Source organism: Duganella hordei, assembly GCF_040369125.1.
In the GTDB taxonomy this organism is placed as follows: domain Bacteria; phylum Pseudomonadota; class Gammaproteobacteria; order Burkholderiales; family Burkholderiaceae_D; genus Rugamonas; species Rugamonas hordei.
In genome coordinates this window covers 107,982-132,869 of record NZ_BPWI01000014.1, presented here as the reverse complement: position 1 = coordinate 132,869, position 24,888 = coordinate 107,982, and the positions used below count along the sequence as shown (strand labels likewise).

17 protein-coding genes are annotated in these 24,888 nt (G+C 64.3%); 6 read left to right on the top strand and 11 right to left on the bottom strand.

The genetic code is table 11. The features are described from left to right. Nucleotides 1-9 precede the first annotated feature (9 nt). The 5 genes from ABWW33_RS25640 to prpB all read right to left on the bottom strand — a co-directional run bounded on the left by ABWW33_RS25640 (nucleotide 10) and on the right by prpB (nucleotide 7,866). Entirely contained in the window at nucleotides 10-1,911 is a 1,902-nt protein-coding gene (locus ABWW33_RS25640) for a propionate--CoA ligase (protein WP_353404294.1), read from the bottom strand. A 27-nt stretch (nucleotides 1,912-1,938) separates the two neighbouring features. Further along, nucleotides 1,939-3,129, bottom strand: a complete 1,191-nt coding sequence (gene prpF, locus ABWW33_RS25635; protein ID WP_353404292.1) for a 2-methylaconitate cis-trans isomerase PrpF — start codon at nucleotides 3,127-3,129, stop codon at nucleotides 1,939-1,941. Nucleotides 3,130-3,213: 84 nt separating this feature from the next. Next, nucleotides 3,214-5,811 carry a Fe/S-dependent 2-methylisocitrate dehydratase AcnD gene (gene acnD / locus ABWW33_RS25630; protein WP_353404291.1) on the bottom strand — a complete coding sequence of 866 codons (2,598 nt, stop codon included), beginning with the start codon at nucleotides 5,809-5,811 and terminating at the stop codon, nucleotides 3,214-3,216. Further along, a complete protein-coding gene (prpC, locus tag ABWW33_RS25625) occupies nucleotides 5,811-6,956 on the bottom strand; it encodes a bifunctional 2-methylcitrate synthase/citrate synthase (protein ID WP_353404290.1) in 1,146 nt (381 codons plus the stop codon). The genes acnD and prpC overlap by 1 nt, the downstream gene beginning before the upstream one ends. A gap of 22 nt (nucleotides 6,957-6,978) precedes the next feature. Beyond that, nucleotides 6,979-7,866 carry a methylisocitrate lyase gene (gene prpB, locus ABWW33_RS25620; RefSeq protein ID WP_353404289.1) on the bottom strand — a complete coding sequence of 296 codons (888 nt, stop codon included), beginning with the start codon at nucleotides 7,864-7,866 and terminating at the stop codon, nucleotides 6,979-6,981. A gap of 153 nt (nucleotides 7,867-8,019) precedes the next feature. On the opposite strand from prpB, the gene prpR reads away from it, so the two are divergent. The 5 genes from prpR (at nucleotide 8,020) to ABWW33_RS25595 (ending at nucleotide 12,908) form a co-directional block, all read left to right on the top strand. Further along, nucleotides 8,020-9,678, top strand: coding sequence for a propionate catabolism operon regulatory protein PrpR (gene prpR, locus ABWW33_RS25615; RefSeq protein ID WP_353404288.1), 1,659 nt, complete (start codon nucleotides 8,020-8,022; stop codon nucleotides 9,676-9,678). 40 nt (nucleotides 9,679-9,718) lie between these two features. Then, a complete protein-coding gene (locus tag ABWW33_RS25610; protein ID WP_353404287.1) occupies nucleotides 9,719-10,180 on the top strand; it encodes a DUF6328 family protein in 462 nt (153 codons plus the stop codon). A 64-nt stretch (nucleotides 10,181-10,244) separates the two neighbouring features. Continuing rightward, nucleotides 10,245-11,132, top strand: a complete 888-nt coding sequence (locus ABWW33_RS25605; RefSeq protein ID WP_353404286.1) for an alpha/beta fold hydrolase — start codon at nucleotides 10,245-10,247, stop codon at nucleotides 11,130-11,132. A 7-nt stretch (nucleotides 11,133-11,139) separates the two neighbouring features. Further along, nucleotides 11,140-12,180 (top strand): sensor histidine kinase, encoded by a 1,041-nt coding sequence (locus ABWW33_RS25600; protein ID WP_353404285.1) that lies wholly within the window; start codon nucleotides 11,140-11,142, stop codon nucleotides 12,178-12,180. Continuing rightward, nucleotides 12,180-12,908 (top strand): LytR/AlgR family response regulator transcription factor, encoded by a 729-nt coding sequence (locus tag ABWW33_RS25595; protein ID WP_353404284.1) that lies wholly within the window; start codon nucleotides 12,180-12,182, stop codon nucleotides 12,906-12,908. The genes ABWW33_RS25600 and ABWW33_RS25595 overlap by 1 nt, the downstream gene beginning before the upstream one ends. A 15-nt stretch (nucleotides 12,909-12,923) precedes the next feature. Here the strand turns inward: ABWW33_RS25595 and ABWW33_RS25590 are convergent, their stop codons facing one another. The 4 genes from ABWW33_RS25590 to clpS all read right to left on the bottom strand — a co-directional run bounded on the left by ABWW33_RS25590 (nucleotide 12,924) and on the right by clpS (nucleotide 21,519). Then, entirely contained in the window at nucleotides 12,924-15,368 is a 2,445-nt protein-coding gene (locus ABWW33_RS25590; protein WP_353404283.1) for an FtsX-like permease family protein, read from the bottom strand. A gap of 223 nt (nucleotides 15,369-15,591) precedes the next feature. After that, nucleotides 15,592-18,669: a TonB-dependent receptor gene (locus ABWW33_RS25585; protein WP_353404282.1), complete on the bottom strand. Its 3,078-nt coding sequence runs from the start codon at nucleotides 18,667-18,669 to the stop codon at nucleotides 15,592-15,594. A 244-nt stretch (nucleotides 18,670-18,913) separates the two neighbouring features. Further along, nucleotides 18,914-21,220 carry an ATP-dependent Clp protease ATP-binding subunit ClpA gene (gene clpA, locus ABWW33_RS25580; RefSeq protein ID WP_176655179.1) on the bottom strand — a complete coding sequence of 769 codons (2,307 nt, stop codon included), beginning with the start codon at nucleotides 21,218-21,220 and terminating at the stop codon, nucleotides 18,914-18,916. Next, nucleotides 21,217-21,519 carry an ATP-dependent Clp protease adapter ClpS gene (gene clpS, locus ABWW33_RS25575; RefSeq protein ID WP_090315375.1) on the bottom strand — a complete coding sequence of 101 codons (303 nt, stop codon included), beginning with the start codon at nucleotides 21,517-21,519 and terminating at the stop codon, nucleotides 21,217-21,219. The genes clpA and clpS overlap by 4 nt, the downstream gene beginning before the upstream one ends. Nucleotides 21,520-21,843: 324 nt before the next feature. On the opposite strand from clpS, the gene cspE reads away from it, so the two are divergent. Next, complete coding sequence (cspE, locus tag ABWW33_RS25570) at nucleotides 21,844-22,047, top strand: transcription antiterminator/RNA stability regulator CspE (RefSeq protein WP_008446468.1); 204 nt, start codon at nucleotides 21,844-21,846, stop codon at nucleotides 22,045-22,047. Nucleotides 22,048-22,129: 82 nt separating this feature from the next. Here cspE and chrA read toward each other — a convergent pair whose 3' ends face one another. Then, the gene (gene chrA, locus ABWW33_RS25565; RefSeq protein ID WP_353404281.1) at nucleotides 22,130-23,479 is read right to left on the bottom strand and encodes a chromate efflux transporter; all 1,350 of its coding nucleotides are present in this window, start codon (nucleotides 23,477-23,479) and stop codon (nucleotides 22,130-22,132) included. A 64-nt stretch (nucleotides 23,480-23,543) separates the two neighbouring features. After that, nucleotides 23,544-24,797, bottom strand: coding sequence for an NADP-dependent isocitrate dehydrogenase (gene icd, locus ABWW33_RS25560; RefSeq protein ID WP_353404280.1), 1,254 nt, complete (start codon nucleotides 24,795-24,797; stop codon nucleotides 23,544-23,546). Nucleotides 24,798-24,888 lie beyond the last annotated feature (91 nt).

Below are 24,888 nucleotides of genomic sequence, written 5' to 3'. Positions count from 1 at the left end.
ACGCCGTCATTATTTCGATACACAGTCCTGCAGCACGTGCTGTATCTGTTGCAGCGAAGCGGGATCTTCAATCGCCGTCAGGTCGCCCGGATTGCGGCCTTCGCAGACGGCCTGTATCGAGCGGCGCAGCAGCTTGCCGGAGCGGGTCTTGGGCAGCTGCGGCACGAAGTACACGCGCGCCGGCCGCGCCACGGCGCCCAGCTGGTGATCGACCACGCCCAGGATCTCGCGCTCCAGCGCCGCGCGTCCCGCCTCGGCGGCGATCTGTTCGCCGTGCCTGACGATGACGAAGGCAACCGCCACCTGTCCCTTGAGCTTGTCCTCCACGCCCACCACCGCCACTTCCGACACGTTCGCGTGGCTGGAGATGGACTCCTCGATTTCGCGCGTGCCGAGCCGGTGGCCGGCAACGTTGATCACGTCGTCCGTGCGGCCGAGGATGAAGTAATAGCCGTCGGCGTCGCGCACGCCCCAGTCGAAGGTCGAGTAAACCTGGCGGCCGCCGAAGGTGGACCAGTAGGTATTGACAAAGCGCCGGTCGTCGCCGTAGACGGTCTGCATGCAGCCCGGTGGCAGCGGGCCTTCGATCACCACCACGCCCTTTTCGTTGGCGCCGCATTCCTCGCCGGTGGATTCGTTGAGCAGCTTGACCTGGTAGCCGTACATCGCCACGCCGGGACTGCCGAAGCGCGTCGGCAAATCCTCGACACCCTTGGCGATCGACAGGATGGGCCAGCCGGTTTCGGTCTGCCAGTAGTTGTCGATGATGGGCACGCCCAGTTCGCCGGCGATCCATTCGGAGGTGGTCTCGTCCAGCGGCTCGCCCGCCAGGTACAACGCGCGCAGCGACGACAGGTCGTACTTGCGCATGAATTCGACCGGATGCTTGCGCAACACGCGGATTGCCGTGGGCGCCGAGAACATGCGGGTGACCTTGTACTTTTCGACGATGCTCCACCAGATGCCGGCGTCGGGACAGACCGGCACTCCCTCGTACATGATGGTCGCCATGCCGGCGATCAGGGGACCGTAGACGATATAGGAGTGGCCCACCACCCAGCCGATATCCGAGGTGGCGAAGAAGGTTTCGCCGGCCTTGCCGCAGAAGTTGTACTTCATCGACGAGGCCAGCGCCACCGCATAGCCGCCGACGTCGCGCTGCACGCCCTTCGGCTTGCCGGTGGTGCCGGAGGTGTACAGGATGTAGGACGGCTCGTTCGATTCCAGCCAGGTCACCGGCACGCGCGCATCCAGGTGGGCGGCGCGCAGGCCGGCGTAATCCTCGTCGCGGCCGGCCACCAGTTCCATCGCCGCCAGTCTGCGGTCGACCAGCAGCACCTTGGCCGGCCTGGCGGACGACAGCGCTATCGCCTCGTCCAGCAGGTGCTTGTACGGAATGGCCTTGCCGTTGCGCGAGCCGGCGTCGGCGGAGACGATCAGCACCGGCCTGGCGTCGTCGATGCGGCTGGCCAGGCTGTTGGCGGCAAAGCCGCCGAACACCACCGAATGGATCGCGCCGATGCGCGCGCAGGCCAGCATCGCGAACGCCGCCTCGGCGATCATCGGCATGTAGATCAGCACACGGTCGCCGCGGCCCACGCCCAGCGCCAGCATCACGGCGGCGCAGCGTTCCACTTCGGCCTGCAATTCGTTGAACGAATAGGTGCGCTCGGTATTGGTCTCGGTCGAGATGGCGATCAGCGCCGCCTTGTCGCCCTGCGTGGCGCACCAGCGGTCGACCGCGTTGTGGCACAGGTTGGTCCGTCCGCCGACGAACCACCTGGCGAACGGAGGAAGCGAATAATCGAGTACCTGCGTGCAGGGTGTGTCCCAGGTTATGAGCGCCGATTCGTCTTGCCAGAATTGTTCAGGCGTGACGATAGAGCGCTGATAGAAATCAGCGTATTTCATATCTCCTCCGTTGTGGGTGTAAGCCGCTTAGAACGTATTGCCGGGTATGCGTACCCAACCTTCCATCAGCACGCGCGCGCTGCGGCTCATGACCGCTTTTGTTACGCTCCACTCGCCGTTCTGCCATGTCGCCTGCGCGCCGACGCGCAAGGTGCCGGACGGGTGGCCGAAGCGCACCGACTCGCGCGCGCCGCCGCCGGCTGCCAGGTTGACCAGGGTGCCCGGTATCGCCGCCGCCGCGCCGATGGCCACAGCGGCCGTGCCCATCATCGCGTGGTGCAGCTTACCCATCGACATGGCGCGCACCAGCAGGTCGACGTCGGTGGCGCCGACTTCCTTGCCGCTGGAGGACGTGTACGGCGCCGGCTTGGCGACGAACGCCACCTTCGGCGTGTGCTGGCGCGTGGCCGCGTCGTCGATGTGGCGGATCAGCCCCATGCGCAACGCGCCGTGGGCCCGTATCAGCTCGAAGCGCGCCAGCGCCTTGGGATCGCTGTTGATCGCGTCCTGCAGCTCGGTGCCGGTGTAGCCGATGTCTTCGGCATTAACGAAGATGGTCGGGATACCGGCGTTGATCATGGTCGCCTTCAGCGTGCCGACGCCGGGCACCTCCAGTTCGTCGACCAGTTGGCCGGTCGGGAACATCGAGCCTCCGGCGCCCTCTTCCTCCGCCGCCGGGTCCATGAACTCGAGCACGACTTCGGCCGCCGGGAAGGTCACGCCGTCGAGTTCGAAGTCGCCGGTCTCCTGCACCTCGCCGTCGGTCATCGGCACGTGGGCGATGATGGTCTTGCCGATATTGGCCTGCCATACGCGCACCACGGCCGTGCCGTCGCGCGGAACGCGGGCCGCATCCACCAGGCCGCCGCTGATGGCGAACGCGCCGACCGCCGCCGACAGGTTGCCGCAGTTGCCGCTCCAGTCGACAAAAGCCTTGTCGATGGCGACCTGGCCGAACAGGTAATCGACATCGTGGTCGGGCCTGGCGCTCTTGGCCAGGATCACGGTCTTGCTGGTGCTGGAGGTGGCGCCGCCCATGCCGTCGATCTGCTTGCCATACGGGTCGGGACTGCCGATCACGCGCAGCAGCAAGGCGTCGCGCGCGGCGCCCGGCTGCTGTGCCGCTTCGGGGAGATCCTGCAGGCGGAAGAACACGCCCTTGCTGGTGCCGCCACGCATATAGGTGGCGGGGATTTTGATTTGCGGTAGATGTTTCATGTCATTCATCCGTTACCGTCGCTCCCGCGAAAGCGGGAGCCCATAGTCAGTATGGATTCCCGCCTGCGCGGGAATGACGCGTGGTTAGGCTGCTTTGGCCGATTCGAGGAAGTCCTGCGCGAAGCGCTGCAGCACGCCGCCCGCCTCATAGATCGACACCTCTTCCGCAGTATCGAGGCGGCAGATCACCGGCACTTCGACGCGCTCGCCGTTCTTGCGGTTGACCACCAGCGTCAGCGTCGAACGCGGCGTGCGCTCGCCGACCACGTCATAGGTCTCGGTGCCGTCCAGCGCCAGCGTCAGGCGGTTCACGCCCGGCAGGAACTCCAGCGGCAGCACCCCCATACCGACCAGGTTGGTGCGGTGGATACGCTCGAAGCCCTCGGCCACGATCGCCTCCACGCCCGCCAGCCGCACGCCCTTGGCCGCCCAGTCGCGCGACGAACCCTGGCCGTAGTCGGCACCGGCGATGACGATCAGCGGCTGCTTGCGCTCCATGTAGGTCTCGATGGCTTCCCACATACGCGTGACCTTGCCTTCCGGCTCCACGCGCGCCAGCGAACCGGCTTTGACCTTGCCGTCCGCGTCGCGCACCATCTCGTTCTTCAGCGTCGGATTGGCGAAGGTGGCGCGTTGCGCGGTCAGGTGGTCGCCGCGGTGGGTGGCGTAGGAATTGAAGTCCTCTTCCGGCAGGCCCATTTTCGCCAGGTACTCGCCGGCCGCGCTGTCGAGCATGATGGCGTTCGACGGCGACAGGTGGTCGGTGGTGATGTTGTCGCCGAGGACAGCCAGCGGACGCATGCCCTTCAGCGGACGTGCGCCGGCCAGCGCGCCTTCCCAATACGGCGGACGGCGGATGTAAGTGGTCTGCGGACGCCAGTCGTACAGCGGTTTGACCTTGATGCCGTCGTCCTCCTGTTTGGCGAACATCGGGATGTAGACCTTGTTGTACTGCGCAGGCTTGACGCTGGAGGCGACCAGCGCGTCGATCTCCTCGTCCGTCGGCCAGATATCCTTCAGTGTCACCGGCTGACCATTGCTGTCGATGCCGAGGACGTCCTTCTCGATGTCGAAGCGTATCGTGCCGGCGATGGCGTAGGCCACCACCAGCGGCGGCGACGCCAGGAAGGCCTGCTTGGCGTACGGGTGGATGCGGCCGTCGAAATTGCGGTTCCCCGACAGCACGGCTGTGGCGTACAGGTCGCGGTCGATGACTTCCTTCTGGATGACAGGATCGAGCGCGCCGGACATGCCGTTGCAGGTGGTGCAGGCATAGGCCACCACGCCGAAGCCCAGCTGCTCCAGCTCGGGCATCAGGCCCGCCTCTTCCAGGTACAGCGTCACGGTCTTGGAGCCGGGCGCCAGCGAGCTTTTCACCCACGGCTTGCGGGTCAGGCCGCGCGCGTTGGCATTGCGGGCCAGCAGGCCGGCGGCGACCATGTTGCGCGGGTTGTTGGTGTTGGTGCAGCTGGTGATGGCGGCGATGATGACCGCGCCGTCGGGCATCAGGCCCGGTTCATTTTCGACCACGCCGCTGATGCCCCGCGCGGCCAGCTCGGAGGTCGGCACGCGGTTGTGCGGATTGGACGGGCCGGCGATCGTGCGCACCACTGACGACAGGTCGAACTTCAGCACGCGCTCGTATTCGGCGGTCGCCAAGGCATCGCCCCACAGGCCGGTTTCCTTCGCGTACAGCTCGACCAGCTTGACCAGTTCGTCGTCGCGGCCGGTCAGCTTCAGGTACTTGATGGTCTGCTCGTCGATGTAGAACATCGCGGCGGTGGAGCCGTATTCCGGCGCCATGTTGGAGATGGTCGCGCGGTCGCCCAGGGTCAGGTGGGCGGCGCCTTCGCCGAAGAATTCCAGATACGAGGACACGACCTTCTGCTTGCGCAGGAATTCGGTCAGCGCCAGCACGGTGTCGGTGGCGGTGATGCCCGGTTGCGGCTTGCCCGTCAGCTCGACGCCGATGATGTCCGGCAGGCGCATCCACGATGCGCGGCCCAGCATCACGCTCTCCGCTTCCAGCCCGCCGACGCCGATGGCGATCACGCCCAGCGCGTCGACCATCGGCGTATGCGAGTCGGTGCCGACCAGCGTGTCCGGGAAGGCCACGCCGTCCACGGCCTGGATGACGGGTGACATGCGTTCCAGGTTGATCTGGTGCAGGATACCGTTACCCGGCGGGATCACGTCGACGTTCTTGAACGCCTTCTTGGTCCAGTTGATGAAGTCGAAGCGATCTTCGTTGCGGCGGTCTTCGATCGCGCGGTTCTTGTCGAAGGCATCCGGATCGAAGCCGCCGCATTCGACGGCCAGCGAATGGTCGACCACCAGCTGCGTCGGCACCACGGGATTGACCAGCGCCGGATCGCCGCCTTGCAGCGCGATCGCGTCGCGCAGGCCGGCCAGGTCGACCAGCGCGGTCTGGCCGAGGATGTCGTGACACACCACGCGCGCGGGGAACCATGGGAAGTCCAGGTCGCGCTTGCGCTCGATCAGTTGCGACAGCGAGGCGTTGAGCGTCGCCGGATCGCAGCGGCGCACCAGGTTTTCCGCCAGCACGCGCGAGGTGTACGGCAGCTTGGCCCAGGCGCCAGGCTGGATCGCATCGACGGCGGCGCGCGCGTCGAAGTAATCCAGCTTGGTGCCGGGCAGGGATTTACGGAATTGGGTATTCATTATTGACGGTCCTTGATCGGAACGAACTTCAGGTCCTCGGGACCGACGTAGTTCGCGCTTGGACGAATGATCTTGTTGTCAATGCGCTGCTCGATGATGTGCGCGGCCCAGCCGGACGTGCGCGAGATGACGAACAGCGGCGTGAACATGGCGGTCGGCACGCCCATCATGTGGTACGACACGGCCGAGAACCAGTCCAGGTTCGGGAACATCTTCTTGATGTCCCACATCACGGTTTCCAGGCGCTCGGCGATGTCGAACATCTTCATCGAGCCGGCTTCCTGCGACAGCTTGCGCGCCACTTCCTTGATCACCACGTTGCGCGGGTCGGAGATGGTGTACACCGGGTGGCCGAAGCCGATCACGACTTCCTTGTTGGCGACGCGGTTGCGGATGTCCGCTTCGGCTTCGTCGGCGTTTTCGTAGCGCTTCTGGATCTCGAAGGCGAATTCGTTGGCACCACCGTGCTTGGGGCCGCGCAGCGCGCCGATCGCGCCGGTGATGGCGGAGTGGATGTCCGAACCCGTGCCGGCGATGACGCGGCTGGTGAAGGTGGAGGCATTGAACTCGTGTTCCGCGTACAGGATCAGCGAGGTGTGCATCGCCTGGACCCAGCTGTCGGATGGCTTCTCGCCGTGCAGAAGGTGCAGGAAATGGCCGCCGATGGAGTCGTCGTCGGTTTCGACGTCGATGCGCTTGCCGTTGTGGCTGAAGTGGTACCAGTACAGCAACATCGAGCCGAACGACGCCATCAGGCGGTCGGCGATGTCGCGCGCGCCCGGCACGTTGTGGTCATCCTTCTCCGGCAGCGTGCAGCCGAGTACCGACACGCCGGTGCGCATCACGTCCATCGGGTGGGCCGATGCGGGCAGCGCCTCCAGCGCGGCCTTCAGCGACTGCGGCAGGCCGCGCAGCGATTTCAGCTTGGTCTTGTAGCCTTTCAGTTCGGCGGCGGTCGGCAGTTTGCCATGCACTAGCAGGTAGGCGATTTCTTCAAACTCGCAGGTGCTGGCGACGTCGAGGATGTCGTAGCCGCGATAGTGCAGGTCGTTGCCGGTCTTGCCGACGGAGCACAGTGCCGTGTTACCGGCGGTGACGCCCGACAAGGCAACGGATTTTTTTGGTTTGAAGGTGGCTTCGGTCATTTCAGGGTCTCCTCGATTTCAATTATTTTTTCTGTGCAGCGAACAGGGCATCCAGCTTCTGCTCGAAGCTGTGGTAGTTGATGCGTTCATACAGTTCGGCACGGGTCTGCATGGTGTCGACGACGTTCTGCTGCGTGCCGTCGCGGCGGATCGCGCCGTAGACGTTTTCCGCGGCCTTGTTCATCGCGCGGAAGGCCGACAGCGGATACAGCACCAGGCCGACATCGGCGCTGCGCAACTCGTCCACGGTGAACAGCGGCGTCGAGCCGAATTCGGTGATGTTGGCCAGCACCGGCACCTTGACGGCGGCGGCGAATTTCTTGTACATGTCCAGGCTGATCATCGCTTCCGGGAAGATCATGTCGGCGCCCGCTTCAACGCAGGCGACGGCGCGTTCGATCGCTGCGTCCAGGCCTTCGACGGCCAGCGCGTCGGTGCGGGCCATGATGACGAACTGGTCGTCGGTGCGCGCATCGACGGCGGCGCTGATGCGGTCGACCATCTCCTGCTTGGTGACGATCTCCTTGCCCGGACGGTGGCCGCAGCGCTTGGCGCCGACCTGGTCTTCGATGTGCATGGCGGCGGCGCCGAACTTGATCATCGACTTGACGGTGCGCGCCACGTTGAAGGCGGAGGCGCCGAAACCGGTATCGACGTCGACCAGCAGCGGCAGGTCGCACACGTCGGTGATGCGGCGCACGTCGGTCAGCACGTCGTCCAGGTTGGAGATGCCCAGGTCTGGCAGGCCCAGCGAGCCGGCCGCGACGCCGCCGCCCGACAGGTAGATGGCCTTGAAGCCGGCGCGCTTGGCCAGCAAGGCATGGTTGGCGTTGATCGCGCCGACCACCTGCAACGGGGATTCCTCTTGAACGGCTTTGCGGAACGCGGCGCCTGCGGAGTATGAACTCATGTTGTGACCTTTCAATGTTGCGGTGAAGTTGTGCTTACTAGTGCAAAGGGCGTGCCAGAGCATCAGCCCTTATAAATCAACCACTTACGTCAAATCAATGTTTCAAAAATGTTTCAACATGAAACATCGAAACGAATGCGCTACAATTGAAACATGCGCCATTCCACACCCCTGCCCTTCGACGCCAACGACAAACCGGTGATCTGGACGGTTTCCGTCTCGCGCCTGTACGACCTGTTCCGCGACATCACGCTGGAATACGACGACCTGGCGACCATCGAACCGATCAACCTCGGCTTCGACGAAGCGGCGCGCCATATCCGCGAACGCATGGCCACCGAGCGCTGCGACGCGGTCATCGCCGCCGGTTCCAACGCCGCCTATCTGAAGGGCCGGCTGTCGGTGCCGGTGGTGATCGCCAAGTTCAGCGGCTTCGACGTGATGCAGGCGCTGGCGCGGGCCCGGCGCGTGTCGGACCGCATCGGCATCGTCACCTATCAGGAAAAGCTGCCGGAGCTGGCCGAGTTTTCCGGTACCTTCGGTTTCGACGTGGCGCAGCGCACCTACGCCACCGAAGAGGATGCGCGCGCGCAGATCCACGACCTGAAGGCCGCCGGCATCAAGGCCATCGTCGGCGCCGGCCTGATTACCGACCTGGCCGAGGAAGCGGGACTGACCGGCGTGTTCGTCTACTCCGCCGCCTCGATCCGCCACGCCTTCGACGACGCGCTGGAAATGGCGCGCCTGACGCAGCTGGAGTCGAACCGCAGCCGCGCGCGCGGCGCGGTGGTGGCGGACACGCTGCGCGCCAAGCATGGCATCAACGACCTGCGCGGCGATTCCGATGCGATGGAAACGCTGCGGCAGGCCGTGGTGCTGTACGCGAAATCTCCGGCGACCGTGCTGATACAAGGCGAAACCGGCAGCGGCAAGGAACTGGTGGCGCAAGCCATCCATCGCGAAAGCCCGCGCACGCTGGGACAGAACCGGCCGTTCGTGGCCGTCAATTGCGGCGCGATCGCGGAATCGCTGCTGGAATCGGAGCTGTTCGGACACGAGGAAGGCGCGTTCACCGGCGCGCGCCGCGGCGGCCATGCAGGGCTGTTTGAAGCGGCCAACCGCGGCACCCTGTTCCTCGACGAGATCGGCGAGATGCCGCTGACGCTGCAAACGCGCCTGCTGCGCGTGCTGGAAGAGCGCGAGGTGGTGCGCGTCGGCGGCACGCGGCCTATCGCCGTCAACGTGCGCATCATCAGCGCCACCCACTGCGACCTGGAGCAGCGCGTGCGCGAGGGCCGCTTCCGCGCCGACTTGTTCTACCGGCTGGCCGTGCTGCGGCTGTCGCTGCCGCCGCTGCGCGCGCGGCCGCAAGATGTGATGACGCTGGCCGAGTGGTCGCTGAAGAACGCGCTGGCCTCGCTGGGCGCGCGGCCGCATCCGAACCTGCACGCGGAGATGATGGCCTGCGCTCCGCTGCTGCAGCGCTACGATTGGCCCGGCAACGTGCGCGAACTGCGCAACCTGACCGAGCGCCTGGCGCTGTTCCTGGCCGCGGAGCCGCTGCAGGCGCTGACGCCGGCCTTCGTGCTCGGCGTGGCGCCGGAACTGGCAGGCCAAGGCGCAGGACAGGCCGCCATGTCTTCCTCGCACCCCATCCCCGCCGGACCGGTGGCGACGGCCGAGCGCGCGGGCGCCGCCAGCGTCACCGACGTGCTGGCCCGCTTCGGCGGCCGGCGCGACGCGGCGGCGGACTACCTCGGCATCAGCCGCACCACGCTGTGGCGCAAGCTGCGCGCCGAGGCTGGAAAATAAGCGTGCGCCGGCGACCGGCGGCCGGCGCTAGAATCGGCCCATGCCGCCACCCGAACCCAACTCGCTGAAAGAACAACTGCGCAACATCATCGAGGAAGCGCGCATGGTGCTGCCCGGCATACAGGCGCTGTTCGGCTTCCAGACCATCGCCGTGTTCAACCAGCGCTTCGACGAGCTGCCCGCCGCCGTGCAGGCCACGCACCTGTTCGCGCTGGCCATGGTGGTGATCTCTATCGCACTGATCATGTCGCCCGCCGCATGGCACCGCATCGTCGCGCCGCACCGCGTGTCGGAAGCCATCGTCAAGCTCTCGTCCCGCATGATCAGCGCCGCGCTCGTCCCGCTGGCGTTCGGGCTGGCGCTCGACATGTTCGTCGTGGTCTACCTGGTCAGCACCTCGGTGGCGATCAGCGCCGCCGCCTGCGTGCTGGCGCTGGCCTTGCTGCTGACGCTGTGGTTCGCCCTGCCGCTCATCACGGTAAAAAAACCGCTCATCAAGTAGCCGTCGCCGGCGCGCCGGCCGACCGTTAGCATGGCTTCACTTACCCACGCTAACGGAGATCACCATGCCACGCACGCTCATCAAAAGCATCGCCACCATCGCCGCCAGCCTGACGCTGGCCTATGCCGCCGCGCCGGCCGCGGCCGCCACCACGGCCCATCCGGCCTTCAAAGTCGACGTCAGCGGCAAGGGCGCGCCCATCATCCTGATTCCCGGCCTGGCCTCCGCCGGCGAAGTGTGGAATGGCACGGTCGCGCACTATTGCGGCGCCAAGAACCAGTGCCACGTGCTGACGGTCGCCGGCTTCGCCGGCGTGCCCGCCGTCGCAGGCCCGCTGCTGCCGGCCGTCGAGCAGCAGATCAGCGACTACATCGCCGCCAACAAGCTGGATCATCCCGTCGTCATCGGCCACAGCCTCGGCGGCTTCATCGGCATGAAGCTGGCGGCGGACCATCCCGACCAGGTCGGCCGCCTGGTCATCGTCGACACCTTGCCGGCGCTGGCCGCCGTCCAGATGCCCAGCATCACCGCTGCGCAGATGAAGGAAATGGCCGCCGGCATGCGTGCCCGCATGGAAGCGCAGGACGTTGAAGCCTACCGCGCCGGCCAGCAGAAAACGCTGGCCAGCATGATCAGCAAGCAGGAAGACATCGACCGCGCGCTGGGCTGGGGCAAGCTGTCCGACCGCCCTACCGTCATCAACGCCATGACCGAAATGATGAGCGATGATATGCGCCAGGACATCAGCCGCATCAAGGCGCCGACGCTGGTGCTGGGCAGCTGGATCGCCTACAAGGACTACGGCACCAAGCCGATGTTCGAGCAGATGTACAAGGCGCAGTACCAGCAGCTGGCCGGCGTCAAGGTGGAGCTGGCGGACAACGCCCGTCACTTCATCATGTACGACGATCCAACTTGGATGTATGATCGTATCGATAACTTTTTGAAATAAGCCCATCATGACCAACGACCGCCCTTGGCTCGCCCGCCTGAACTGGTACTGGGTGTTCCAGCTGGCAGGCTGGAACTTCCTGCCCCTGCTGTTGATGACCATGACGCCCGGCGACAGTCACACCGGCCGCATGGTGGCCATCTCCTTCTGGGGCGTGGCGGCGGGGCTGGTCATCTCGGACCTGTGGCACCGCCTGCTCAAGGCCCAGGTCCGCAACGGCATCCGCATCAACTGGAAGGTGATGCTGGTGGCGATCCTGGTGCTCGGCACCATCCACACCGGCGTGCAGACGGTCGGCTACCTGGTGATCAAGCCGTTCGGCGAAGTACACGGCGTGGCCTGGCTGCCGGGCGCGTTGATGTTCTGGTGGGGAGTTTATCTGGTGTGGAATATCTTCTACATGGCCGTGCTGTCGCTGCGCCGCGCCAACCGTTTCGAGCAGGAGGCGTTGCGGCTGGAAATCGCCGCCAAGGACGCCGAGCTGCGCGCCCTGCAGGCGCAGGTCAATCCGCATTTTTTTTTCAACAGCATGAACAGCGTGCGCGCGCTGATTTATGAAGACCAGAACGCCGCCGCGCAAATGATCGACCAACTGGCCAGCGTGATGCGCTACGCGCTGCAGTCCGGCCAGAACGATACCGTGCCGCTGGCCGCCGAAATCGAAGCCGTGCAGGCCTACCTGGCGATTGAAAAAATCCGCTTCGAGGAACGCATGCGGGTCAGCGTGGAAATCGGCATGGGGCTGGAGCACGTGCGCATCCCGCCGATGGCCTTGCAGACGCTGGTGGAAAACGCCGTCAAGTACGGCGTCGAGACCAGCCCGACCGGCAGCGAGATCCGCATCCGCGCGCAGCGCATGGACGACGGCATGATCCACATCGAAATCGCCAACCTCGGCGCGATCCTGCCTTTCGCCAATTCGACCAAGGTAGGCCTGGTCAACACACGCAAGCGGCTGGCGCTGGCGCTGGGCTCCAGCGCCAACCTGGACCTGACAGAAAACAGTGGCTGGGTACGCGCCACGCTGACTTTACCGGAGGCCGCCTGATGCGCGCTTTGCTGATCGACGACGAGCGCCTGGCACGCGCTGAACTGCGACGCCTGCTGGCGGCACATCCCGAAGTGGAAATCGTCGGCGAGGCCGTCAACGCGGCCGACGGCGTGCAGCAGATCGCCGCGCTCAAGCCCGACCTGATTTTCCTCGACGTGCAGATGCCCGGCGGCAGCGGCTTCGACATGCTGGCGGCGCTGGAGGATGCGCCGGAAGTGATCTTCACCACCGCCTTCGACCAGTACGCGTTGCAGGCGTTCGAAGTCAACGCGCTGGACTATCTGCAAAAGCCGATCCAGGCCGCGCGCATGGCCGCCGCGTTGGCGCGATGCGCGATGCGCCACCGGCGAGCGCTGGCCTACGCGGAAGCCGGCGTGGCCGCCGTGGCGCCGACGGCGGCAAAAAAACTGTTCATCAAGGACGGCGAGCGTTGCTGGTTCGTCGGCCTGCAGGACGTGCGCCTGTTCGAATCGGACGGCAACTACACGCGCGTGTATTTCGACCAGCACAAGCCGCTGATGCTGCGGTCGCTGAACCAGCTGGAAGAGCGGCTCGACCCGCAGCGCTTCTTCCGCGCCAGCCGCCGCCATATCGTCAACCTGGACTACATCGACCAGGTCACGCCGAACGACGCCGGCGGCCTCGACCTGCTGGTACGCGACCACCTCGAAGTCGAAGTCTCCCGCCGCCGCGCCGCCCAGTTCAAATCCCTCGCCAGCCTGTAAAGTAAAAATCCGGGGTCAGGTTCGCAGCGCCTCGGCGGGCGCCATGCGCATGGCCGCCCAAGTGTGGCGGGTGATGGCGGCGAATGCCACGACCAGCGTCAGCGACAACGCCAACAACAGCGTCCAATAGCCTATCGGCGCATGCTCGACGTAGTTGGACAGGTAGCGGTTGATCGCGATCGCCGCCGGCGGCAGGCCGATGACGGCGGCGGCCAGGGTCAGCGCGCCGATCTCCCGCACCACCAGCAGGCCAATGTCGGCGCGGCCGGCGCCGTGCAGCTTGCGCAGCACGATCTCCCTGGCGCGCCGCTGCACGGTATTGGCCGCCAATACATAGGTGCCGAAAGCGGCGATCGCCAGCGCGATGCCGGTCGCCACCGCCAGCAGCTTGGCCATGCGCGCATCCTCCGCGTAGTGAACGGCCAGCGGATCGGCGGCGCGGAAAATCTTCGGTATCGCATCCGGGAAATAGGTGGGCCACAGCGACTGCGCCGCACGCTCGACGTCGGCCGGCGCGCCGGATGCGCGCACGTTCAACACCGTCCCCGCTGTCCAGAGCTCATAGGCGGTCGCGCGCGGCGGGTCGCGCAGCGTATGGAAGCGCAGCTCCGGCGCGATGCCGACGACGCGCTTGGCGATCTCCTTGTTGTCGAAGCCGGTGAACAGCACGGTCTGGCCTATCGCTTCCTCGGCATTGGCGTAACCCAGCTGACGCACGGCGACGGCGTTCAGCACCACAGGGACCTTGTCGTCGTCCTGGTCCACGCCGGACTGGAACAAGCGCCCCGCCAGCGGCGCGATGCCGTACAGTTCGAAGAAGTTAGCGCTGACCGATTTCATCTCCATTTCCGCCGCCGGGCCGCCGGGGCGCTTCAACGCGCGCGTCCAGGACCAGTCGAGCCGGCCGACCGGATCCTCCGAGATCGCCACGCCCGCCACACTGGGCTGCGCCTTCAGCGCGGAATAAAAACGCCGTGCCTGCGCGCTGTCCCGCACATGCTCCGGCAGGTCGACGATCACCATCGCCGACGGATCGAAGCCGGGCGAGGCGTGCATCGCATAATCGGTCTGCCACGCGACGGCGACGGTGACGCTGGCAAAGCCCATCGCCGCGGCCACCTGCAGCACCGTCAGTGCCCGGCGCCATTGCATGCTGCCACGGGATTCCGTATCCGGCCGCCCGGCCAGCACCTGGACCGGATGCACCCGCATCGCGATCCAGGCGGGATAGACCGCCGTTGCGCATCCCAGCAACGCGCCGATGCCGAGCGCGGCCGCGATGTTCTGCGCCGAGAACAGGTTGTCGAGCCGGCGGTCGACCAGTTGCGCAAAGACGGGCAGCGCCAGCCACGCCAGCAGCAGGCCAAGCGCGGTCGCCGCCATCGCCACCAGCAGCGATTCGAGCAGGAATTGCAGCATGATCTGCGGCACGCCGGCGCCCAGCACCTTGCGCATCGCCACCTCGCGCTGGCGCCGCAGCACGCGCACCGTGCTCAGGTTGACGTAGTTGATCGCGGCCAGCATAAGGATCAACACCGCCATCGCCGCCACGCCGGCGATGACGACGGGATTGGCGCGATCGCCCGGCAGCGAGACAAAGCTGGTCTGCATCCGATAGTCGAAATAGGCGTCGCGCAGCGGCGACATGGCCAGTTCCAGCGCCTTTCGCTTGCCCAGCCGCTCACGCACCTCCGGCGGGAACTGGTTCATGCTCGGCGCATTGTCCACCACCTGCTGCAGGCGCTCGACGATGGCGGGAACATCGGCGCCCGGCCGCAACCGCACCAGCATCTTGGACATCCAGCCATGCTCGCCGGTCAGCATCTCGTGCTTGATCGCGGGATCCTGCGTGACCGAGTTGACGCCGAATAGCATTTCGAACGGTATCGTCGTATTCCCCGGCGGCGTGGGCACGATGGCGCCCACCTGCACGGTCTTGCCTTCGGCCTGCATGGTACGACCCAGCGCATCGCGGGTGCCGAACAGGCGCAGCGCGCCCGCTTCGGTAATCACGAACAGGTCGGGCCGGTCCAGCGCCGCCGCCAGGTCGCCCTGCGCCGCGCGCAAGCCGAGCATGGCGGGGAAGCCCGGCAGCACCGTCAGGCCGCGCACGGTCGACATGGCGCGGCCGATGCGCACCGTCAGCGGCTTGATTTCCTCGCGCGCGGGAATGTAGACGGTGGCGTCGGCGACGCCCGGTATCTTCAGCGCGGCCTCGCGCAGGAACATCGGCGCCACCTCCTGCAGCGGAGAACCGGGATCGACGTTGAAATGCTGCTTGACGACGTAGAGCCGGTCGACATCCATAAAGTGGGCGTTGTACGACAGCGAGTAGCGCACGAACCCAAGCAGCAGCAGGCTCGCCGCCAGGCCGACGCCCAGGCCGAACACCACCGCCAGCGTATAGGCCGGTTCCTGGGCCAGCGTGCGCCAGCCGATGCGAAAATCTGCAAGCTTCATGTATGCCTTGTCCGTTGGGGGAATACCCCGTGATTGCAACATCCATGCCACAAGGTCGCAGGCGCCGGAACGGCCAAGAATCAGCGCCTGCGCGACACCGGATGTCCGCAAACGAACGTTGTTGCTGTTCGCTTCCGAACACTATTATCGCCCCATAAAAAAAAACCCGTACCGCTTGCGCGTTACGGGCTGGGAAATAAAAGTTACAGGCTACGTCAGGATCTTAGAAACGGTGGTTGTACTCCACCGTGAACTTCATGCTGCGCGGCGAGGTGTAGCCGACGAACGCACCTGGCGTACCGTAGGTCGGCGAGATGTCGCCCGACGCGGTGTTGTAGGTCTGGTCGATCTGCTGCACGGTCTGCTTGTTGAACACGTTGAACACATCGAACTTGAACGCGAAGCCTTTCAGTTGCTGAGGCTTGTAGATCACGTCCATGTCGAGGCGCACGTCCCAAGGCAGGCGGCCGGCGGTACCCTGCGGCGCAGGCACGTTGGCGCCTCCGGTACCGCAGTAGTGGTAAGCCGAACCGTAGTCGGGGAAGCCAGGATCGGCATCCTGCAGCGCTTGCGGATAGTTGCCCAGGCAAGTCTCAGGCTGGCCGGAAGCGACCAGCAGGTTGCCGCCGACCGACCACTCAGGGCTGAACTCGTAGATGCCGAAAGCCTTGATCTGATGCTTGCGATCGTTAGGCAGCAAGCCGTTCGCGTTCTCCATGATCTCGCGGTGGTCCCAGGTCTCGGTCGCGGCGACGTCGGTCTGCGCCACTGCGGACAGGGTCTGGCCTTCGGTATTGCCCTTGCTGCGGGCCAGCGTGTAGTTGACCTTGCCGTACCAGCCGTTGCGCATCGGATGTTCGGCGAAGAAGTCCAGCGCGGCGTAGGTGCGGCTAGGCTCGGCGAAGCCCATGTCCTTGGCCGTCAGCGTGACCGGCGTCAGGTTGGTGCCGGTGCCGGCGAAGTCGACCAGGAAGTTGTTGCTGCGGCCGGGATTGATCGACGCGCAGGCGAAGCCGCCCCAGTTGCTGGTGTCGACGTTGTGCGCCGCGGCCCAGGTGTCGAACGGGCGCTGATCGCAGAAGTCGTCGATGGTCGACTGCAGCTTGCGGTAGGTACCCTTGACGCCGAAGTTCAGGTCAGGCGACCAGGCTTTTTCGAAGCCCAGGGTCAGCTCGTCCTGATAGCTGGGCTTCAGGTTCTGCGCCGCCACGGTCTGGTACAGCTTGGGCTGGCCGAACTCGTTGTCCACCGACGTCACCGGCGTGATCGCGGTCAGGCCGGTAGGCACGCCGTTGGGACCGATGCCGGTATAGGTGAAGTACTGGCGGGTCAGCGTCGAGACCGAAGCGCCGCGAATCGCGACGTGGGTCGGGATCTGGATCGAGTAGCGGCCGGCGCTGCCGAACACCTTCAGCGACGAATCGCCGTTGGCATCCCATGCCGCGGACAGACGCGGATTGATCTGGTTGTTCATCGTCAGGAAGGCCTGGCCCAGGCCGTTCTTGTTCTTGTATTGCTCGTCGCGCACGCCGGCGGTCACCAGCACGTCCTTGGTGACCTGCCATTTGTCCTCGATGTACTGCGCCGCCTGGTCCGAGAACGCCGCCGTCACGTCGTTGAAGATGCGGTGGCTGACGAAGTAGCCGGCCGTGCCCGAGCCGCCCCCGGAAGCGACCGTGGTCGAATAGCCGTTCAGCGTGATCGGTGCGTTTGGCGTGGCGGTGCCGTCGTAGTTCCAGCTGGAGCCGCCGGCGGTCAGGTCGCCCGCGCCGTAGGAGGACAGCTTGTTGTTGTCGAAGCCGCCGCGGATGGTGTGCTGGCCCAGTTTGTATTCCAGGTCGAAGCGCGCCGACGTCACTTCGTCATACGACGATGGCGACGAGATGGTGCCGCCGTATGGCTGCTTGTTGATGTTATCCATCTGGAAGGCCGGGTTCTTGCCGGCCGGCGTCACCAGGATCTGCGGCAACGTGCCATCGTAGCCGGCCAGCGAGGACACGTGGCTGGTGTGGTTGCGGCCGTACAGCGCGGTCACCGTCAGGTCGTCGGTCAGGTTGCCGGTGTACTTGACGATGTTGGTGCGCGCGCCGATGGTCGGCGTGATGTTGGCCACGCTTTCGTAGTGGGCGCTGCCGCTGACCACGCCGTTGCGCTGCAAGGTCGCGTAGTCGAAGCCGGACAGGCGCTGGTCGGTCTCAGGCTTGTCGCCGATGTGGGTCCACTCGAGGCGGTGATTGTCGCTGATATTCCAGTCGAACTTGGCGACATAGCGGGTGGTCTTGTTGTCGTTCTCCTGCCAGCCGTTCTGCAGGCTGGAGTTCGACTCGATGGTCTGCGCGACCTGGCCGGTGTCCTGCTTGGTCTGCTCGGCGGCGATGAACATGAACAGCTTGTCCTGGATGATAGGACCGCCGACGTAGACGCCGTACTTCTTGGTAGTGTCGGTATTGAAGCGGTTGATCGCGTAGATGGTGCCGTCGGTGGCGGCGTTGGCCGGATCGCCGGTGTGGGCGTAGTACACGTCCTTCTGCTTGGAGCGCAGCGAGTTCGGCTCGATGCTGTACATCGCGCCCACTTCCCAGTTGTTGGTGCCGCTCTTGGTGGTGACGTTGACCACGCCGCCGATCGAACGGCCGAACTCGGCGCCGAAGCCGCCGGTCAGCACCTGCGCCTGCGCGATCGCGCCGAACGGCAGTTCCGACGCGCCCAGCTGGGTCAGCGGATTGGTGACGGGGAAGCCGTTGATGTAGTAGGCATTTTCAGATGCGCCGCCGCCGCCGAAGCTGGCGCCGGCCGCGTAGCGCGGATCGGCGCGGGTGGTGTTCGGCGCCAGTTGCACGATGGCGTCCACGCTTTGCGCCACCGGCAGCGAGGCCAGTTCCTTGGCGGTGAAGGTGGCGCCGTTGTTGGTGCTCGACACGTCGATGCGGCTGCGGCGGCCGGTGATCTGCACCGTCTGCGTGGAGGCGCTGGCGAACGACGCTTCCACGCCGCGGCCGACCAGCACGTCGGTTTCCACCGTGTTGACGGTCTTGCCGTCCTTTTGCAGTTCGATCTTGTAGTGGCCGATCGGCATCGCGGTGGCCGTGTAGCGGCCGTCCGCGCCCGGCGCGACAGTACGCTTCAGGCCCGTATCGGTGTTGGTCATCAGGATGGAGGTACCGGCCGGCGCTTCCACGCGGCCATAAATGTTGCCCGATGCATTGGACTGCGCCATCGCGCTCGGTACCACCACTGCGCTGACCGCCATCGTGGCGAATGCCATCGACAAGGTGCGCGCCAATACTGTCTTTCTTAACATGCTTACTCCCGATTAAATGCCGCTGTTAGAAAATGCCCTTTATATCGCCACCCGTTCTAGCGGGTTGGTCGGTAATCCATAGTCGTATAGGCAAGTTGCGAAGTAAACATTGCATAAGTAACCATTTGGATACATACCACAGTGGATAGTTACAAGCCGTCACGCTAAGTTTCTTTGTTGGAAAAACGGACGTAAAAAAACCCGCCACACTTTCGTGGACGGGCTTTTTGCGAAAACGTACTGTTTATTCGACTTCGACCGTTTCCGGCGGGATCGTCGGCGCGGCGTCCGGCGGTTCCGGGAACTCCAGCTTGACCTGGTCCTTGTCGTCCAGATCGACCGTGACCTTGCCGCCGGTGACCAGGCGGCCGAACAGCAGTTCGTCGGCCAGCGCCTTGCGGATCATGTCCTGGATCAAGCGCGCCATCGGACGCGCGCCCATCAGCGGGTCGAAACCTTTCTTCGCCAGGAACTTGCGCAGTTTCTCGCTGAAGATGGATTCGACTTTCTTCTCGTGCAGCTGCTCTTCCAGCTGCATCAGGAACTTGTCGACCACGCGCAGGATGATTTCCTCGTCCAGCGCGCGGAAGCTGATGGTCGCATCGATACGGTTGCGGAACTCCGGCGTGAACATGCGCTTGATGTCGGCCATCTCGTCGCCTGCCTGCTTGGAATTGGTGAAGCCGATCGAGGTCTTCTGCAAGCTCTCGGCGCCCGCGTTGGTGGTCATGATGATGATCACGTTGCGGAAGTCGGCCTTGCGTCCGTTGTTGTCGGTCAGCGTGCCATGGTCCATCACCTGCAGCAGGATGTTGAAAATGTCCGGATGGGCTTTTTCAATCTCGTCCAGCAGCAGCACCGCGTGCGGTTTCTTGGTGATGGCTTCGGTCAGCAGGCCGCCCTGGTCGAAACCAACGTAGCCCGGCGGCGCGCCGATCAGGCGCGACACGGCGTGACGCTCCATGTACTCGGACATGTCGAAGCGGATCAGCTCGATGCCCAGGATGAAGGCCAGCTGCTTGGCCACCTCGGTCTTGCCGACGCCGGTCGGACCGGAGAACAGGAAGGAGCCGATCGGCTTGTCGGTCTTGCCCAGGCCGGCGCGCGCCATCTTGATCGCCGAGGCCAGCGCTTCGATCGCCGGATCCTGGCCGAACACCACGTTGCGCAGGTCGCGGTCGATGGTCTGCAGCTTGCTGCGGTCGTCCTGGTTGACGGTCTGCGGTGGAATCCGCGCGATCTTGGCGATGATGTCCTCGATCTCGGTCTTGCCGATGGTTTTCTTCTGCTTGGACTTCGGCAGGATACGTTGCGCCGCACCGGCTTCGTCGATGACGTCGATCGCCTTGTCCGGCAGGTGGCGGTCGTTGATGAAGCGGGCCGCCAGTTCGGCCGCCGTCGACAGCGCCGACGACGAATACTTGACGCCGTGGTGCTCTTCGAAGCGCGACTTCAGGCCGCGCAGGATCTGCACGGTCTGCTCGACGGTAGGCTCGTTGACATCCACTTTCTGGAAGCGGCGGCTCAGCGCGTGATCCTTCTCGAACACGCCGCGGAACTCGGTGTAGGTGGTCGCGCCTATGCACTTCAGCTGGCCGTTGGCCAGGGCCGGCTTGAGCAGGTTGGACGCGTCCAGCGTGCCGCCCGACGCCGAACCGGCGCCGATGATGGTGTGGATCTCGTCGATGAACAGGATGCCGTTCGGATTGTCCTTCAGCTGCTTCAGCACCGCCTTCAGGCGCTGCTCGAAATCGCCGCGGTACTTGGTGCCGGCCAGCAGCGCGCCCATGTCCAGCGAATACACGACGGCATTCTGCAGGATCTCCGGCACGTCGCTCTGCGTGATGCGGTAGGCCAGGCCTTCGGCAATGGCGGTCTTGCCCACGCCTGCCTCGCCCACCAGCAGCGGATTGTTCTTGCGGCGACGGCACAGGATCTGGATCACGCGGTCCACCTCGTCCTCGCGGCCGATCAGCGGATCGATCTTGCCCTCGGCGGCGGACTTGTTCAGGTTTTGCGTGAACTGGTCCAGCGGGCTTTCCTTGGTCTGGCCTTCGCCGCCCGGAGCGCCCTCCTCCACGCCTTCCGAGGCCTTGGCGGCATCGGTCTGCTGGTCCTTGCGCACGCCGTGCGAAATGAAGTTGACCACGTCCAGGCGGGTCACGCCCTGCTGGTGCAGGTAGTAGACCGCGTGCGAATCCTTCTCGCCGAAGATGGCCACCAGCACGTTGGCGCCGGTGACTTCCTTCTTGCCGTTGGAAGCGGACTGCACGTGCATGATGGCACGCTGGATCACGCGCTGGAAACCGAGCGTAGGCTGGGTGTCGACTTCGCCGGTGCCTGGCACGGTCGGCGTGTTATCGCCGATAAAATTGGTCAGGGTTTTGCGCAGGTCTTCAATGTTGACGGCGCAAGCGCGCAACACTTCGGCAGCCGAAGGATTGTCAAGCAAGGCCAGCAGCAAGTGCTCCACCGTGATGAATTCGTGCCGTGCCTGCCGAGCTTCGACAAACGCCATGTGCAAACTTACTTCTAATTCCTGCGCAATCATACTTCCTCCATCACGCACTGCAGGGGATGCCCCGCCTTGCGCGCATGCGTTAAAACGAACTCCACTTTAGTACAGGCTATATCTTTTGAGAACACGCCGCACACTCCTTTGCCATAGCGGTGAACACTGAGCATTATCTGCGTGGCCGTTTCACGGTCTTTATTGAAATACTCCTGAATGATGGCCACCACGAACTCCATCGGGGTGTAGTCATCATTGAGCAGCGCCACCTGGTACAGCGGTGGCGGCTTTAGGGCTTGCCGCTCCAAGAGGGTTTCGGTGTCATGCTTGGTTGCCATACGCTTATATTCTAATGCTTTCGGGGTTGATGCAATGTGCATTTCACTGCGCACATCTAATTGTTTTCCATCTTACGCGTTTTCTGAACTTGACGCAGATGGCGACCCATTCGTTAAAATCAAGAGTTGCATATCCGCCAATCAGATTGAAAGTAGCAAAATGCATACAAATCTGCTTGACTTTAGAAATTGGTCCGCTAACAATGCGTTATCGGCTTCGTGCAGAAATGTACATGTTGATAAGAAGTGAGGCGTGAGGAGGGGGCAAGAAGCTTCTTGCTTTTATGGCTCGTGTGATCCGTTTTAATTTTGAAAGTTCTTTTTATGGCAACAGGTACAGTTAAGTGGTTCAATGATTCCAAAGGTTTTGGCTTCATCACTCCAGATGACGGCGGCGAAGATTTGTTCGCTCACTTCTCCGCAATCAACATGAACGGTTTCAAGACCCTCAAAGAAGGTCAAAAAGTTCAATTCGAAGTCACGCAAGGCCCTAAAGGCAAGCAAGCTTCCAACATCCAATCCGCTTAAGTTCTTAAGCTGCAGATGTGAAAAACCTCGCGACGCGGGGTTTTTTTTTCGTCCTCGCGCCGCGCCAAGTGTTGTACCCGCCCTACACTAGTTGTTTCAAAATCAAACCGACCGCCGCGCACACGGCGATCACCTGCGGCACCTTGCGCTGGTAACGGATCAACGCCACCGCCGCCGCCAGCGCGATCAGCGCCGACGCCCAGTCGAACCGCCCGCCGAAGCCGGCCGGCCACAACACGTGGTAAGCGAAGAACAGCGCCAGGTTGACGATGACGCCGACCACGGCCGCCGTGATGGCGGTCAGCGGCGCGGTGAAGCTCAGGTCGTCGCGGGTGGCCTCCACCAGCGGGCCGCCGGCCAGGATGAAGACGAACGACGGCAGGAAGGTGAACCAGGTGACCAGCGTGGCCGCGACGGCGCCAGCCAGCGCCAGCTGGTCCGGGCCGAACAGCTGTCCGGTGTAGCCGCCGACGAAGCCGACAAAGGCCACCACCATGATCAGCGGGCCGGGCGTGGTTTCGCCCAGCGCCAGCCCATCGATCATTTGCGTTGCGCCAAGCCAGCCGTAGTGCCCCACCGCGCCCTGGTAGACATAGGGCAGCACCGCATAGGCGCCGCCAAAGGTCAGCAGCGCGGCCTTGGTGAAGAACCAGCCCATCTGCGTCAGCGTGTGCTGCCAGCCCGAGGTCAGCATCAGCACGCCCATCGGCAGCAGCCACAGCACGGCGCCGCAGCCGGCCACCAGCGCCAGCCGGCTCCAGCGGAATTGCGCGTGCGGCGGCGGCGGCGTGTCGTCGTCGATGACGGCGGCGCCATACGATGGCTGCGCGGGGCCTGCTCCGGCCTTGCCATGGCCGCCGCCGGCGCCGAACAGCTGCGGCCGGAAACGGCCGCCCAGGTAGCCGGCCAGCGCGGCGCCGGCGACGATCAGCGGGAACGGCGCCTGCAGCGCGAAGATGGCGACAAACGCGGCGCCGGCGATCGCCCACAGCCAGCCGTTGCGCAGCGCGCGCGAGCCGATGCGGTGCGCGGCCTGCAGCACGATGGCGGTCACCGCCGGCTTGATGCCGTAGAACAGCCCCGCCACCAGCGGCTGCTGGCCGTAGGCGATGTACAGCCACGACAACAGGATCAGCAACAGCAGCGACGGCAGCACGAACAGCGCGCCGGCGATGACGCCGCCGCGCGTGCGGTGCATCAGCCAGCCGATGTAGGTGGCCAGCTGCTGCGCCTCCGGCCCGGGCAGCAGCATGCAGTAGTTCAGCGCGTGCAGGAAGCGGCGCTCGGAGATCCAGCGCCGCCGCTCGACCAGCTCCTGGTGCATGATGGCGATCTGCCCGGCCGGCCCGCCAAAGCTGATCAGGCCCAGCTTGAGCCAGAACAGGAAGGCCTGCCACAAGGTCGGCGCGGCGGGGGCGGCGGTGTCACGCATGGTCTCTCCGATGAAAAAAACCCCGCACCATCGCTGGGGCGGGGCCTGGTCTGCGCAAGCGCGATTACATCTGCTCGATCATCACGTCGCCGAAGCCCGAGCACGACACCTGGGTCGCGCCCTCCATCAGGCGGGCGAAGTCGTAGGTGACCTTCTTCGAGTCGATGGCTTTTTCCATGGCCTTGATGATCAGGTCGGCCGCTTCAGTCCAGCCCATGTGGCGCAGCATCATCTCGGCGGACAGGATCAGCGAACCCGGGTTCACGTAGTCCTTGCCGGCGTACTTGGGCGCGGTGCCGTGGGTTGCCTCGAACATCGCCACCGAGTCCGACATGTTGGCGCCCGGCGCGATGCCGATGCCGCCCACTTGCGCGGCCAGCGCGTCGGAGATGTAGTCGCCGTTCAGGTTCAAGGTGGCGATGACGCTGTATTCCGCCGGACGCAGCAGGATCTGCTGCAGGAAGGCGTCGGCGATCGAATCCTTGATGATGATGTCGCGGCCGGTCTTCGGATTCTTCAGCTTGCACCAAGGACCGCCGTCGATCAGCTGCGCGCCGAATTCCTTCTGCGCCAGTTCGTACGCCCAGTCGCGGAAGCCGCCTTCGGTGTACTTCATGATGTTGCCCTTGTGGACTATGGTCACCGATGGCTTGTCGTTGTCGATCGCGTACTGGATCGCCTTGCGCACCAGGCGCTGCGTGCCTTCGATCGACACCGGCTTGATGCCCAGGCCCGACGTATTCGGGAAGCGGATCTTGGTGACGCCCATTTCCTTGATCAGGAAGTCCATCAGCTTCTTGGCGCCTTCCGAGCCTTGCTGGTATTCGATGCCGGCGTAAATGTCTTCCGAGTTCTCGCGGAAGATCACCATGTCGGTCTTTTCAGGTTCCTTGACCGGCGATGGCACGCCGGTGAAGTAGCGCACCGGACGCAGGCAGACGTACAGGTCCAGCTGCTGGCGCAGCGCCACGTTCAGCGAGCGGATGCCGCCGCCGACCGGCGTCGTCAGCGGGCCCTTGATCGACACCACATAATCCTTCAGCACCGTCAGGGTTTCTTCCGGCAGCCACACGTCGGGGCCGTACACGGTGGTCGATTTCTCGCCGGAGTAGATTTCCATCCAGCTGATCTTGCGCTTGCCGCCATACGATTTGGCCACGGCGGCGTCCACCACCTTGATCATCACGGGCGTGATGTCGATACCGGTACCGTCGCCCTCGATGTAGGGAATGATGGGGTTATCTGGTACATTCAGGGAAAAATCGGCGTTGACGGTGATTTTCTGGCCGTCGGCAGGTACTTTGATATGTTGATACATCGTGGTTCTCCGAAGTGGACTCTAAGTCTTCTATAAGACATAAGACAGACGTTTCACATTATGCACGAATTGGGCTTGTAAGCCTACACCA

Excerpts from the sequence above, each read along its gene's own strand:
- ABWW33_RS25600 (WP_353404285.1), top strand. The coding sequence starts at position 11,140 with ATGACCAACGACCGCCCTTGGCTCGCCCGCCTGAACTGGTACTGGGTG.
- cspE (WP_008446468.1), top strand. The coding sequence starts at position 21,844 with ATGGCAACAGGTACAGTTAAGTGGTTCAATGATTCCAAAGGTTTTGGC.
- chrA (WP_353404281.1), bottom strand. The coding sequence starts at position 23,479 with ATGCGTGACACCGCCGCCCCCGCCGCGCCGACCTTGTGGCAGGCCTTC.
- clpS (WP_090315375.1), bottom strand. The coding sequence starts at position 21,519 with ATGGCAACCAAGCATGACACCGAAACCCTCTTGGAGCGGCAAGCCCTA.
- ABWW33_RS25640 (WP_353404294.1), bottom strand. The coding sequence starts at position 1,911 with ATGAAATACGCTGATTTCTATCAGCGCTCTATCGTCACGCCTGAACAA.
- prpF (WP_353404292.1), bottom strand. The coding sequence starts at position 3,129 with ATGAAACATCTACCGCAAATCAAAATCCCCGCCACCTATATGCGTGGC.
- ABWW33_RS25595 (WP_353404284.1), top strand. The coding sequence starts at position 12,180 with ATGCGCGCTTTGCTGATCGACGACGAGCGCCTGGCACGCGCTGAACTG.
- icd (WP_353404280.1), bottom strand. The coding sequence starts at position 24,797 with ATGTATCAACATATCAAAGTACCTGCCGACGGCCAGAAAATCACCGTC.
- clpA (WP_176655179.1), bottom strand. The coding sequence starts at position 21,220 with ATGATTGCGCAGGAATTAGAAGTAAGTTTGCACATGGCGTTTGTCGAA.
- prpR (WP_353404288.1), top strand. The coding sequence starts at position 8,020 with ATGCGCCATTCCACACCCCTGCCCTTCGACGCCAACGACAAACCGGTG.
- ABWW33_RS25605 (WP_353404286.1), top strand. The coding sequence starts at position 10,245 with ATGCCACGCACGCTCATCAAAAGCATCGCCACCATCGCCGCCAGCCTG.
- acnD (WP_353404291.1), bottom strand. The coding sequence starts at position 5,811 with ATGAATACCCAATTCCGTAAATCCCTGCCCGGCACCAAGCTGGATTAC.
- prpB (WP_353404289.1), bottom strand. The coding sequence starts at position 7,866 with ATGAGTTCATACTCCGCAGGCGCCGCGTTCCGCAAAGCCGTTCAAGAG.
- ABWW33_RS25585 (WP_353404282.1), bottom strand. The coding sequence starts at position 18,669 with ATGTTAAGAAAGACAGTATTGGCGCGCACCTTGTCGATGGCATTCGCC.
- ABWW33_RS25590 (WP_353404283.1), bottom strand. The coding sequence starts at position 15,368 with ATGAAGCTTGCAGATTTTCGCATCGGCTGGCGCACGCTGGCCCAGGAA.
- ABWW33_RS25610 (WP_353404287.1), top strand. The coding sequence starts at position 9,719 with ATGCCGCCACCCGAACCCAACTCGCTGAAAGAACAACTGCGCAACATC.
- prpC (WP_353404290.1), bottom strand. The coding sequence starts at position 6,956 with ATGACCGAAGCCACCTTCAAACCAAAAAAATCCGTTGCCTTGTCGGGC.